Consider the following 12913-nt stretch of genomic DNA (forward strand, 5'->3'; position numbering starts at 1 on the left):
GCGTGCACGGGATATTGGTGATCGCGGCCGTCCTCGTCCTGACGGCCGGGCTGGTGATCGGGGGCGCCGCCGTCACCACCGGGTGGCTGCTCCCGGGGCGCGGACGCGCCAAGGTGGCCCGGCCCCGGGTGTGGGGGTACGGCACGCTGATCGGGCAGGCCGGGATCGGCACCTTCCTGTTCCTCGGACCGCTGAGCGGGCCCAGCATGGAGCACGTGCCGTACGCGATGGCCGGCATGGTGGTGTTCGCGCTCGGGCTCTATGTGCAGCGGCTCGCTATGAGGACCTCCTCCTGATCTTCGAGCCCAGCCACACCAGCGGGTCGTACTTGCGGTCCACCGCCCGCTCCTTCAGCGGGATCAGCGCGTTGTCCGTGATCTTGATGCCCTCGGGGCAGACCTCCGTGCAGCACTTGGTGATGTTGCAGTAGCCGAGGCCGTGCTCGTCCTGGGCGGTGGTCTTGCGGTCGAGGCCCGACTCCTCCGCCGCGTCCAGCGGGTGCATGTCCAGCTCCGCGACCCGCATCAGGAAGCGCGGGCCCGCGAACGCCCGTTTGTTCTCCTCGTGGTCGCGGACCACATGGCAGGTGTCCTGGCACAGGAAGCACTCGATGCACTTGCGGAACTCCTGCGAGCGGTCCACGTCCTCCTGCATCATCCGGTACTCGCCGGGACCCAGGTCCGCGGGCGGTACGAACGCCGGGACCTCGCGCGCCTTCTCGTAGTTGAAGCCGACGTCGGTCACCAGGTCGCGGACGACGGGGAAGGCCCGCAGCGGGGTGACGGTGATCGTCTCCTCGCGGGTGAACACCGACATGCGGGTCATGCACATCAGCCGGGGCCGCCCGTTGACCTCCGCCGAGCACGAACCGCACTTGCCCGCCTTGCAGTTCCAGCGGACGGCGAGGTCCGGGGCCTGGGTGGCCTGGAGGCGGTGGATGATGTCGAGGACCACCTCGCCGTCGTTGACCTCGACCGTGAAGTCCTCCAGGCCGCCGCCCTGCACATCGCCCCGCCACACCTTGAACTGGGCCTTGTAGCTGCTCACTCGTACAGCTCCTCTTCGGCGAGGTACTTGACCAGCTCCTCCTTGTCGAAGAGGGCGAGCAGGTCGGCGCGGATGGGGTCGGTGGTCTCCCGGGTGAGGGCGATCTGACCGCGGACCGGGTCCGTGGCCGCCAACCCGCCCGTGGGGTCGGTCAGTCGGCACAGCAGATTGATGTTGCGCCACTTGCGTTCCATCGCCGGGTGGTCCTCGCGGGTGTGGCCGCCGCGCGACTCGGTGCGCTCCAGCGCCGCCCGCGCCACGCACTCGCTGACGAGCAGCATGTTGCGCAGGTCGAGCGCGAGGTGCCAGCCCGGGTTGAACTGGCGGTGGCCCTCGACTCCGGCGCGTCGGGCCCGTACCCGCAGCTCCGCCAGCTTCTCCAGGGCCTGCGCCATCTCGGCCTCGCGGCGGATGATGCCGACGAGGTCGTTCATGGCCTGCTGGAGCTCCTGGTGGAGGGTGTACGGGTTCTCCGGCGGGCGGCCGTCCTCCTCGCCCGGCGCCGGGCCCTCCGCCGAGAACGGCCGCAGCGCCTCCGCCGCCGCCGAGTCGACCTGGTCGTCGTCCACCGCGGGGCGTTCGAAGGCGAGGGAGGCCGCGTGCTCGGCGGCGTGCAGGCCCGCCCTGCGGCCGAACACCAGCAGGTCGGACAGGGAGTTGCCGCCGAGCCGGTTGGAGCCGTGCATGCCGCCCGCGACCTCACCGGCCGCGTACAGCCCCGGCACCCCGCGGGCCGCCGCGGTGTCCGAGTCGACCGCGATGCCGCCCATCACGTAGTGACAGGTCGGCCCGACCTCCATCGCCTCCGCGGTGATGTCGACGTCCGCCAGCTCCTTGAACTGGTGGTACATCGACGGCAGTCGGCGCTTGATGACGTCGGCGGGCATGCGCGTGGACACGTCCAGGAAGACGCCGCCGTGCGGGGAGCCGCGGCCCGCCTTCACCTCGGAGTTGATGGCGCGCGCCACCTCGTCGCGGGGGAGCAGCTCCGGTGGACGCCGGTTGTTGTCCGGGTCCTCGTACCAGCGGTCACCCTCCTCCTCCGACTCGGCGTACTTCTCCTTGAAGACGTCCGGGATGTAGTCGAACATGAACCGCTTGCCCTCGGAGTTGCGCAGCACCCCGCCGTCGCCGCGCACCGACTCGGTGACGAGGATGCCCTTGACCGACGGCGGCCAGACCATGCCCGTCGGGTGGAACTGCACGAACTCCATGTTCAGCAGCGGCGCGCCCGCGAGCAGGGCCAGCGCGTGGCCGTCGCCCGTGTACTCCCACGAGTTCGACGTCACCTTGAACGACTTGCCGATGCCGCCGGTCGCGATGACGACGGACGGCGCCTCCAGGACGAAGAAGCGGCCGGACTCGCGCTCGTAGGCGAAGACGCCACTCACGCGTGAGCCGTCCTTGAGAACCCGGGTGACCGTGCACTCCTGGAAGACCTTGAGCCGGGACTCGTAGTCGCCCGTCTCGCGATGGTCCTGCTGCTGAAGCGAGACGATCTTCTGCTGGAGGGTCCGGATGAGTTCCAGGCCCGTGCGGTCGCCGACGTGCGCGAGGCGCGGGTACTCGTGGCCGCCGAAGTTGCGCTGGGAGATCCGGCCGTCCTTCGTGCGGTCGAACAGCGCGCCCCAGGTCTCCAGCTCCCACACGCGTTGCGGGGCCTCCTGGGCGTGCAGCTCGGCCATCCGCCACTGGTTGAGGAACTTCCCGCCGCGCATGGTGTCGCGGAAGTGCACCTGCCAGCTGTCGTGCTCGTTGGCGTTCGCCATCGCCGCCGCGATGCCGCCCTCGGCCATCACCGTGTGCGCCTTGCCGAACAGCGACTTGCAGATGACTGCCGTACGGGCGCCACGCTCGCGCGCCTCGATGGCGGCGCGCAGTCCGGCGCCCCCGGCACCGACCACGACGACGTCCCACTCCTGGCGGTCGACCACGGACATCAGAACAACCTCGGATCGTCGAAGGCGCCGGAGGCGACCAGGTAGACGTAGAAGTCGGCGAGCGCCACGCTCACCAACGACGCCCAGGCCAGCAGCATGTGACGGGCGTTCAGCTTCCCGACCCACTGCCAGGCCTTGTAGCGCACGGGATGCTTGGAGAAGTGCTTGAGCTGCCCGCCGACGATGTGCCGGCAGGAGTGGCAGGAGAGGGTGTACGCCCAGATCAGGGTGATGTTGACCAGGAACACGAGGGTGCCGAGGCCCATGTGGCCCCACTCGTAGTGCTCGTTGCGGAACGAGAGCACGGTGTCGTAGGTCAGGATCCCGGCGACGACGATCGCGGCGTAGAAGAAGTACCGGTGGATGTTCTGCAGGATCAGCGGGAAGCGGGTCTCGCCGGTGTACTTCTTGTGCGGCTCGGCCACCGCGCAGGCCGGCGGGGATGCCCAGAAGCCCCGGTAGTAGGCCTTGCGGTAGTAGTAGCAGGTCAGGCGGAAGCCGAGCGGGAAGATCAGGATGAGGATCGCGGGGGAGATGCCCCACCAGCCGCCGAAGATCTCCCAGTTGGGCCCGGAGCGCATTGTCTCGCACCGCTCGGCCAGACAGGGCGAGTAGAACGGGGAGACGTACGGCGCCGCGTAGTAGTCCGTGTCCGCGAAGGCCCGCCACGTCGAGTAGACGACGAAGGCCAGCAGCCCGGCGGCGGTGACCGCGGGCGCCAGCCACCAGCGGTCGGTCCGCAGATGAGGGGCGGTGATCGCGGCGCGCGTACCGGACCGTACGCCGCCGCTGTTCAGATGAGGTTCCGTACCAGTGGCCAACTCATGACTCCGGTCGGGTTCAGGGGGCGTGGCGGTCGCGGGCGCCGAGACCCTCGTCGTCCGAGTCCGTCCACAGGGTGTTGTCGTACGGGGTGTCGGGGATGGAGACGAGATCGGGCCGCTTCGACTGGGCGAGCGCGGGATCGGCGTCCCTGAGCAGGGCGAGGCTCTCGCGCAGGCGGTCGGTGTCGACGCGGACGCGGCGCATCTCCAGACCACCGCTGCCGAGCTGCTGCTCCAGGCGCTTCACATACCGGTGCAGTTCGTCGAGGCAGCGCTGGGCTGACGCCAGTTCGTCGTGCAGGGCCATGACGTGACCTCACTTCGGGCGGCAACGTTCATGTGCGCCTGCGAGTGTTGCGCGTCACACCGGCCCATGTGAAGGGACGTGCATGGATTGGCGGATCGTGAGCCTCCGTGCGCGCCCCTCGCGCGCCGCCCATTGCGCCGCACGGGTGGGCTTCCGGGCCGTCCCCGCCGTGTCGCCGTCGCCTGCCGAACCCTTTCCTCTTCAGTGGCCGCATACATCTGATCAGCTCCATATACCGCCAAACGTGATCGAAACCAGGCGGCGCACCCCCGGAGGTAGACGGCATGTCCCACGACGGCGTCGCACTGCGCGCGGTGATGCGCTCGGTCGCGTTTCTGAGCGCGGGCGCGCTCGCGGTCCCGTTGCTCTCCGGGTGCAGTTCCGAGGACCCGGCCGGCAAGCCGCTCGCGGCGTCGGACATCGGGTTCGCCGACCGCTCCCTGGTCGCCGACGGCGGCACCCTGCGCTGGGCCGTGGACTCCGTGCCGGACACCCTCAACACGTTCCAGTCGGACGCCGACGCCACCACCACCCGCGTCGCCCAGGCCGTCCTGCCGGCCATGTACCGGCTGGATGCGAACGGACGCCCGCAGCTCGACTCCGACTACCTGGAGAAGGCCGAGGTCGTCGAGACCGAGCCCCGCCAGGTCGTGCTGTACAAGCTCAACCAGCAGGCCGTCTGGAGCGACGGCCGCGAGATCGGCGCCGCCGACTTCGCCGCCCAGTGGCGCGCCCTGTCCGGCAAGGACACCGCGTACTGGACGGCCCGCAACGCCGGGTACGACCGCATCGAGAAGATCGAGCGCGGCAAGAACGACCTCGAGGTCAAGGTCACCTTCGCGCGGCCGTACGCCGACTGGAAGTCGCTGTTCTCCCCGCTGTACCCGAAGGACGTCATGGGCACCCCGGACTCCTTCAACGACAGCGCCCGCAAGAAGCTCAAGGTCACCGCCGGTCCCTTCGCGCTTCAGAAGGTCGACCGCAAGGACGACGAGGTCACCCTCGCCCGCAACCCGCGCTGGTGGGGCCACCCCGCCAAGCTCAACGAGATCGTGCTGAGAGCCGTACCCCGCGACAAGCGGGCCGCCGCACTCGCCGCGGGCGAACTGGACCTGGCCGAGATCGACCCCGAGGCGGTCAAGCGGATCACCGTCGCCGCCAAGGGCAAGCAGAGCGCCACCCCGCTGATGGGCCCCGGCAGCAACCTCAGCGCCGCCGACTCCCTGCGCTCCTGGGCCGTCGCCAAGGGCACCGACGAGGAGGCCGCCGACGAGGAGATCAGCGCCCGCGAGAAGCAGCGCAAGGAGATCTCCGCGTACGCCCGCCAGCAGCAGGCCCTGGGCGGCTTCGAGGTGCGCCGCTCCCTGGAGCCCGCCTACACGCAGCTCGCCCTCAACGGCGCCGAGGGGCCGCTCGCCGACGAGCGGGTCCGCCGTGCCGTGGCCCGCGCCATCGACCGCGAGGCCCTCGCCTCGGTCGTGCTCACCCCGCTCGGCCTGCCCGCCGAGCCGGTCGGCAGCCACCTCGCGCTCGCCGGGCAGGCCGCCTACGCCGACAACAGTGGCGCCCTGGGCGGCCAGGACACCGCCGAGGCGCAGGCCCTCCTCGCGGACGCCGGCTGGGTGCCGGGCGGCCCGCTGAAGGAGGAGAAGAAGAAGGGCGAGAAGGCCGCCGGGTCCAAGGCCGACAAGGCCTCCTCGGACGAGGAGGAGTCCGAGGACGGGACGTACATCGTCGGCGAGGACGACAAGGCGCCGCGCGAGGCCGACCGGGAGAAGAGGCAGGACCCCAAGAAGCACCAGGAGAGCGGGGACGGCTCCAAGCACCTCGCACAGGACGGCAAGCAGTACACGAACAAGCTCAAGCAGGGCGGCGCCCCCGGCGCCTACGCCCCCCGGGGCACCGCCGCGCCCGCCGGCGCCGCGGCCGGGGCGCTCGCCAAGGACGGCAAGCCCCTCACGCTCCGCTTCGTGCTGCCGTCCGGGCCCGGCTCGCAGACCCTGCGCACGGTGGCCGACCGGATCTCCGGGATGCTCCAGAAGGTCGGCATCCGCACCGAGATCACCAAGGTCGCGGACGAGAGCTACTTCAAGGACCACATCGCGTCCGGCCAGTTCGACCTCGCCCTGTACTCCTGGCCCGCGTCCGCCTTCCCCGCCACCGACGCCCGCCCGATCTACGCCAAGCCGGTCCCGGCGGCCGACGGCTCCCTGAACGTCGAGCAGAACTACACCCGGGTCGGCACCGACCAGGTGGACCAGCTCTTCGACCAGGCCGTCTCCACGCTGGACGAGGGCGAGAGCCGGGGCCTGATCCGCAAGGCCGACTCCCGGATCTGGGCCGCCGCCGGCTCGATCCCGCTGTACCAGCGGCCCCAGTTGACGGCCGCGCGCAAGAACATCGCCAACGCCGGCGCCTTCGGCTTCCAGACACCGGTCTACGAGGACATGGGCTTCCTGAAGAAGGGGGCCCGCCCCTCGGCGAGCCCCACAGAGAAGTAGGAGATCATTCTCCGCATGAGCATGTACATGCGGAGACGGATGTGGGGGGCGGGGGCGGCGCTGGTCGCCCTCGCCGCGGGGCTGACGGCGTGCGCTGACTCGGACACGCGGGCGGGATCCTGCACGGACGGGAAGTACACCTGGTCGGGCATCGAGCGCACCCAGAAGGTGACCAAGCTCGCCGGCCCCATAACGATCGCGAGGCCGACGGCGTCCTACAAGGCCCAGCTCGAGGTCATCGACACGGTCGTCTACAACCGGACGGTCAGCCCCGTGCCGCCCGGCGCGGGCGCATCGGGGGTGCTCGCGGCGCTGGACGAGCACCTGGACGTCGACGAGTCGAAGGTCGGCGCGCGAGGGGTGGTGGACACCCGGCACGGTGACTCGTACGTGGAGGGGACGGCGCTCCACAAGGGTGCCTACTACGCCTGGAGCTACGTCGATCTCGTCGACGCCGACTTCACGTACACCTGTGAGGACGTCGAGCCGGTGAAGGGGCATGTGCGCACCTGGGACGAGATCGGCTCCGACATCCGGCCCTGCGCCGAGGCCGCACCGAGCGAGAGCGGCCGGGAGGCCGCCGCCCTCCGCTGTCCGACCGGTTCCAAGGCTGCTCAGGAGGCCTGAAACCGCCCCCGGAGGCCGCCCCTGTCAATCCCACGTACCATGGGGTGAGGCCGTGGCATGTACAGCCCGGCAGGGTCCGCGTCACACAGACGTACGCGCAGGCCCCTTCCACACCACTCCGGGAGTACGCCGCACTATGGCCACGCGCCACGACATCCGCAATGTCGCCATCGTCGCCCACGTCGACCACGGCAAGACCACCATCGTCGACGGCATGCTGAAGCAGGCCGGCGCCTTCGCCGCGCACCAGCTCGAAGGCGTCGACGACCGCATGATGGACTCGAACGACCTGGAGCGTGAGAAGGGCATCACGATCCTCGCCAAGAACACGGCGGTGAAGTACCACCCCAAGGACGGCGGCGAGCCGATCACGATCAACATCATCGACACCCCCGGCCACGCCGACTTCGGTGGCGAGGTCGAGCGCGGTCTGTCGATGGTCGACGGTGTCGTCCTCCTCGTCGACGCCTCCGAGGGCCCGCTGCCGCAGACCCGCTTCGTGCTGCGCAAGGCGCTCCAGCAGCGTCTGCCCGTCATCCTGTGCATCAACAAGACGGACCGTCCGGACTCCCGGATCGACGAGGTCGTCAACGAGACGTACGACCTCTTCCTCGACCTGGACGCGGACGAGGAGCAGATCGAGTTCCCGATCGTCTACGCCTGCGGCCGTGACGGCATCGCCTCGCTGACCAAGCCGGAGAACGGCACGGTCCCGGCCGACTCCAACAGCCTGGAGCCGTTCTTCTCCACGATCCTGGAGCACATCCCGGCCCCGACCTACGACGAGGCCGCCCCGCTCCAGGCCCACGTCACCAACCTGGACGCCGACAACTTCCTCGGCCGTATCGCGCTGCTCCGCGTCGAGCAGGGCGAGCTGCGCAAGGGGCAGACGGTCGCGTGGATCAAGCGTGACGGCTCCATCAGCAACGTGCGCATCTCCGAGCTGCTGATGACCGAGGCGCTCACCCGCAAGCCCGCCGAGGTGGCCGGCCCCGGTGACATCTGCGCCGTCGCCGGTATCGCCGACATCATGATCGGCGAGACCCTCGCGGACACCGAGAACCCCATCCCGCTGCCGCTGATCACGGTCGACGAGCCCGCGATCTCCATGACCATCGGCACCAACACCTCGCCGCTGGTCGGCCGTGGCGGCACGGGCAAGGGCGCCGACAACAAGGCGGCCGTCAAGGACCGCAAGGTCACCGCCCGCCAGGTCAAGGACCGCCTGGACCGCGAGCTGATCGGTAACGTCTCGCTGCGCGTCCTGGAGACCGAGCGTCCCGACGCCTGGGAGGTCCAGGGCCGTGGTGAGCTCGCGCTCGCCATCCTGGTCGAGCAGATGCGCCGCGAGGGCTTCGAGCTCACCATCGGCAAGCCGCAGGTCGTCACCAAGGAGGTCGACGGCAAGACGTACGAGCCCGTCGAGCGCATGACGATCGACGTGCCCGAGGAGCACATGGGCGCCGTCACGCAGCTCATGGGCGTCCGCAAGGGCCGCATGGACAACATGTCCAACCACGGCTCCGGCTGGGTGCGCATGGAGTTCGTCGTGCCGTCGCGTGGTCTCATCGGCTTCCGGACCGAGTTCCTGACCCAGACCCGCGGTACGGGCATCGGACACTCCATCCACGAGGGCTTCGAGCCCTGGTTCGGCACCCTCCAGACCCGTAACAACGGCTCCCTGGTCGCCGACCGCGCCGGTGCCGTCACCGCGTTCGCGATGACGAACCTCCAGGAGCGCGGCGTGCTCTTCACCGAGCCGGGCACCGAGGTGTACGAGGGCATGATCGTCGGCGAGAACTCGCGCTCCGACGACATGGACGTCAACATCACCAAGGAGAAGAAGCTGACGAACATGCGGTCCTCGACCGCTGACGTCGCCGAGTCGATCGTCCCGCCGCGCAAGCTGTCGCTGGAGCAGTCGCTGGAGTTCTGCCGCGACGACGAGTGCGTGGAGGTCACCCCGGAGGCGGTTCGCATCCGCAAGGTGAACCTGGACGCCCGCGAGCGCGCCCGCGCCGCGAGCCGCGCCAAGCACGGCTGATCGCCGATCAGTTCCTGAGCCCGGGTGCCCCCTTCTTGGGGGTGCCCGGGCTTTTTGCAACTCGTTTTCAGTCAGGTTCCTGTGGACGGGCGGTGAAGGATGTCCGTAATGCGGAGATCCTCGCCCGATACCCATGTAACACGTCCGTTTCGCGGCCTTCTTGCACCAGACAGTTTGTCCAGATTTTGGAAGATGTACGGGCCAGCTGTGACTGAATTGAGATTTAAGAACAGTGGTCGGTACTTGGCTCATGGCAGATAGTTAGCCGCGTAGCGCTCGGGTCAATGGGTCTCGCGCCGTGGGGACGGCGCCGACTCACGAGCACCAGGGGGTGCCTGACCCTCCGTCAGGGGTGTCGGAGGAAAGGCATGTACCCCCTCCTGTTGGTGAACACGTGGAGTCATGAGGAGGAGTCCCATGCGCGGTGTCACAAGCACCAGGTGGGTCACAGCGTCCGCAAGTTGCGTCAACTCCGCCCCAGCGTGCGGCGATCGGCTCTGAGGAGCTCCGCTTCCGCCCCTACGCGCGTCCGGCTGCGGCTTCTTCCGTGTGCCGTGGCACGCCGCTGACGCTTCTTCATGATCCGACCCGCGATCGCACACCCTCGTGCCGGTCGCCGGTTCGGCACACCCACACCTGTGAAATGGGCGAACTGTGACCAGTCCTATCGACATCGAAGGCGGCGGGACCTCGGTCGTCGTCGACGGCGACCAGCAGCCGAAGACCAAGCCCGAGGAGGCCAAGCAGCTCGAAGGCCGCTCTCCCGGGCAGTTGATGTGGATCCGCTTCAAGCGCGACCGCACCGGCGTGGTCTCCGCGTACATCGTGATCTTCTTCTTCGTGATCGGCCTCGCGGCCCCCCTGATCGCGAAGCTCTACGGCAAGGACCCGTACACGGTGTTCGCCGACGAACGCCCCGAACTCTTCGACAGCGCGGGTGTGCCCCTCCAGCCCAACGGCGGTATCAGCGGCGAGTTCTGGTTCGGCCTGGAGCCCGGCAACGGCTACGACGTCTTCACCAAGCTGCTCTACGGCATCCGCAACTCCCTGATGATCTCGCTCGCCGTCACCGTCGCGACCGTGCTCACCGGCATCATCCTGGGCGTCGCGGCCGGCTATCTCGGCGGCAAGTCCGACCAGTTGATCAGCCGGGTCATCGACTTCCTCCTCGCCTTCCCGGCCCAGCTGTTCTTCATCGCGAGCATGCCGGTCGTGGTCTCGCTGTTCGTCAGCCCGCGCGACGAGACGCCGGTGTACGTCCGGGTCGTCGCCCTCATCGCCGTGCAGTGGTTCCTGGGCTGGATGAGCCTCGCCCGCATCCTGCGCGGCACCACACTCGCCCTGCGAGAACGGGAGTTCATCGAGGCCGCCAAGGTGAGCGGGGCGTCCCCGGTACGCATCATTCGCAGGGAGATCATGCCCAACGTGGTCACACCGATCCTGGTGCAGTCGACCTACATGCTGCCCGCCTTCGTGACGGCGGAGGCCGGTCTGTCCTTCCTCGGGGTCGGACTCGTCGAACCGACGCCGGACTGGGGGCAGATGTTCTCCAAGGCGTCGACCGAACTCGTGATGCAGAACGACATCACCTACATGTTCTTCCCGGGCATCTCGATGATCGTCTTCATCGTGGCGTTCAACCTGCTCGGGGACTCGGTCAGGGACGCCTTCGATCCCAAGACGGCGCGCTGACCGACGAGTTGTGGGCGTCTCCGCCCGACAGAGACCGACGGCTCCCACCGGGCCCGGTTCGCACTTCATTTCGCAACGGTGACACAAGATGGGTGGAATCTGAGTGATGGGTAAGGGTGGACGCCACGCGTACGCCGCGCTCTCACTGCTGGCGGCGGGGGCTCTCGTGCTCACCGGCTGCAGCGAGGGTGGCAGCAAAGGCAGCGACAACAACGGCCAGGACAAGGAGAACGCCCAGCGCCAGCAGGCCGGCATCTCCTTCGGCGACGAAAAGGCCTCGACGGGCCCGGCCGCCGAGATCGCCGGCGCCAAGGCCGGCGGCACCGTCACGGTGCTCCAGCGCGACAGCTTCGCGCACCTCGACCCGGGCCAGATCTACGTCTCCGACGAGATGGCCCTCTCGCAGCTGATCCACCGCGGACTGACCGCGTACAAGGCGACCAGCGACGACGGCAAGAAGCACGAGGTCGTCGGCGACCTGGCCACCGACAGCGGTACCACCACGGACGGCGGCAAGACCTGGAAGTACACGCTGAAGGACGGGATCAAGTGGGCCGACGGCTCCACGATCACCGCCAAGGACGTCCGGCAGACCTTCGAGCGGCTCTTCGCGCCGTTCATCTCCAACGGCCCGACGTACATCCAGCAGTGGCTCGCCGACACCCCGGGCACCGAGTACCGCAAGCTCCTCCCGGACGGCCCCTACAAGGGCAAGCACCTCCCGGACACCGTCCTGGAGACGCCCGACGACAAGACCATCGTCTTCAAGTTCAAGTCGGCCAAGCCCGACCTGCCGTACGCGCTCGCCATGGCGGGCTACTCCATCGTGTCCGCCGAGAAGGACACCAAGGTCAAGTACGACAAGGCCCCGATGACCTCCGGTCCTTACAAGATCTCGGAGTTCAAGTCCGGCAAGACGATGACGCTGGTCAAGAACACCAACTGGGACCCGAAGACCGACGCGGTCCGGCACCAGTACGTCGACCAGTTCAACATCGAGTTCAACAAGCAGTTCGAGGACTCCACCAAGGCCATCCTCGACGACACCGGCACCAACGCGACGGCGATCAGCTTCAGCAACCAGGTCGACGCGGGCAACCTGACCAAGGTCCTGAACGACGCCGCGCTGAAGAACCGCACGGTCTCCGGCTACCAGCCGTACGTGGGCCAGATGAACATCAACCTGTCCCAGCCGGAGATGCAGGACAAGACGGTCCGTGAGGCCATCGCCTACGCCCTGCCGATCACGCCGTTCGTCCGTGCCTTCGGCGGCACCGACGCGATGGAGGTCGCCGGCGGTCTGATCAGCCCGACCGTCTCCGGCTACGACCCCAAGTTCGACCCGTTCGGCAAGAAGGCCAAGCCCGCCGGTGACCCGGCCAAGGCCAAGGCCCTGCTGGAGAAGGCCGGCAAGACCGGTCTGAAGCTCACCTTCGGCTACATCAACACCCCCGAGGGCCAGCAGTACTCCACCGCCATGGCGGCGGGCCTGGAGAAGGCCGGCTTCGACGTGCAGCGCCAGGAGATCCCGGCCGAGACCTACTACGACCAGGTCAGCAAGGTCAAGAACAACTACGACATCTTCCACACCGCGTGGGGTGCCGACTGGCCGAGCGCCTCGACCGTCATCCCGCCGCTGTACGACGGCCGCCAGATCCAGGACGGCTCCTCGAACTACTCGCACATCAACGACCCGAAGGTGAACGCCGACATCGACAAGGCGAACACCATCACCGACCCGATCAAGGCCGCCGAGGCCTGGAACAAGATCAACGAGTACATCGTGAAGGACGTCGTCTCCAACATCCCGACGGCGTACTACAAGCAGACCCAGATCGCCGGGTCCAAGATCGGTGGCCTTGCGTACGACGACGTCATCGGTGGCGTCGACCCGCGCAGGCTCTTCGTGAAGTAACCCGTCCAAGCGGCGT

10 protein-coding genes are annotated in these 12913 nt (G+C 68.4%); 6 read left to right on the forward strand and 4 right to left on the reverse strand.

The window, feature by feature from the left end; translation table 11 throughout:
* Positions 1-2 precede the first annotated feature (2 nt).
* A complete protein-coding gene (locus tag IQ210_RS15585; RefSeq protein ID WP_194079623.1) occupies positions 3-296 on the forward strand; it encodes a hypothetical protein in 294 nt (97 codons plus the stop codon).
* Here the strand turns inward: IQ210_RS15585 and IQ210_RS15590 are convergent.
* The 4 genes from IQ210_RS15590 to IQ210_RS15605 are packed head-to-tail and all read right to left on the reverse strand — an operon-like array spanning position 277 to position 4118.
* The gene (locus tag IQ210_RS15590; RefSeq protein ID WP_194079624.1) at positions 277-1047 is read right to left on the reverse strand and encodes a succinate dehydrogenase/fumarate reductase iron-sulfur subunit; all 771 of its coding nucleotides are present in this window, start codon (positions 1045-1047) and stop codon (positions 277-279) included. The two genes, IQ210_RS15585 and IQ210_RS15590, sit on opposite strands and share 20 nt — an antisense overlap.
* Positions 1044-2987, reverse strand: a complete 1944-nt coding sequence (locus tag IQ210_RS15595) for a fumarate reductase/succinate dehydrogenase flavoprotein subunit (RefSeq protein ID WP_194079625.1) — start codon at positions 2985-2987, stop codon at positions 1044-1046. The genes IQ210_RS15590 and IQ210_RS15595 overlap by 4 nt, the downstream gene beginning before the upstream one ends.
* On the reverse strand, positions 2987-3808 hold the full coding sequence (locus IQ210_RS15600) for a hypothetical protein (protein WP_194079626.1): 822 nt from the start codon (positions 3806-3808) through the stop codon (positions 2987-2989). The genes IQ210_RS15595 and IQ210_RS15600 overlap by 1 nt, the downstream gene beginning before the upstream one ends.
* A 19-nt stretch (positions 3809-3827) precedes the next feature.
* Positions 3828-4118 (reverse strand): hypothetical protein, encoded by a 291-nt coding sequence (locus IQ210_RS15605; RefSeq protein WP_059192539.1) that lies wholly within the window; start codon positions 4116-4118, stop codon positions 3828-3830.
* A 284-nt stretch (positions 4119-4402) separates the two neighbouring features.
* Between IQ210_RS15605 and IQ210_RS15610 the strand changes: the two genes are divergently transcribed.
* The 5 genes from IQ210_RS15610 to IQ210_RS15630 all read left to right on the forward strand — a co-directional run bounded on the left by IQ210_RS15610 (position 4403) and on the right by IQ210_RS15630 (position 12897).
* On the forward strand, positions 4403-6619 hold the full coding sequence (locus IQ210_RS15610) for an ABC transporter family substrate-binding protein (protein ID WP_194079627.1): 2217 nt from the start codon (positions 4403-4405) through the stop codon (positions 6617-6619).
* 15 nt (positions 6620-6634) lie between these two features.
* A complete protein-coding gene (locus IQ210_RS15615; RefSeq protein ID WP_194079628.1) occupies positions 6635-7246 on the forward strand; it encodes a hypothetical protein in 612 nt (203 codons plus the stop codon).
* A gap of 136 nt (positions 7247-7382) precedes the next feature.
* Entirely contained in the window at positions 7383-9290 is a 1908-nt protein-coding gene (gene typA / locus IQ210_RS15620) for a translational GTPase TypA (protein ID WP_194079629.1), read from the forward strand.
* Between the two features lie 654 nt (positions 9291-9944).
* Positions 9945-10982 (forward strand): ABC transporter permease, encoded by a 1038-nt coding sequence (locus IQ210_RS15625; protein WP_194079630.1) that lies wholly within the window; start codon positions 9945-9947, stop codon positions 10980-10982.
* A gap of 106 nt (positions 10983-11088) precedes the next feature.
* Entirely contained in the window at positions 11089-12897 is a 1809-nt protein-coding gene (locus IQ210_RS15630; RefSeq protein WP_194079631.1) for an ABC transporter substrate-binding protein, read from the forward strand.
* Positions 12898-12913 lie beyond the last annotated feature (16 nt).

It is taken from the genome of Streptomyces justiciae (genome assembly GCF_015163075.1).
Lineage (GTDB): Bacteria > Actinomycetota > Actinomycetes > Streptomycetales > Streptomycetaceae > Streptomyces > Streptomyces justiciae.

Excerpts from the sequence above, each read along its gene's own strand:
- IQ210_RS15595 (WP_194079625.1), bottom strand. The coding sequence starts at position 2,987 with ATGTCCGTGGTCGACCGCCAGGAGTGGGACGTCGTCGTGGTCGGTGCC.
- IQ210_RS15605 (WP_059192539.1), bottom strand. The coding sequence starts at position 4,118 with ATGGCCCTGCACGACGAACTGGCGTCAGCCCAGCGCTGCCTCGACGAA.
- IQ210_RS15610 (WP_194079627.1), top strand. The coding sequence starts at position 4,403 with ATGTCCCACGACGGCGTCGCACTGCGCGCGGTGATGCGCTCGGTCGCG.
- IQ210_RS15615 (WP_194079628.1), top strand. The coding sequence starts at position 6,635 with ATGAGCATGTACATGCGGAGACGGATGTGGGGGGCGGGGGCGGCGCTG.
- typA (WP_194079629.1), top strand. The coding sequence starts at position 7,383 with ATGGCCACGCGCCACGACATCCGCAATGTCGCCATCGTCGCCCACGTC.
- IQ210_RS15630 (WP_194079631.1), top strand. The coding sequence starts at position 11,089 with ATGGGTAAGGGTGGACGCCACGCGTACGCCGCGCTCTCACTGCTGGCG.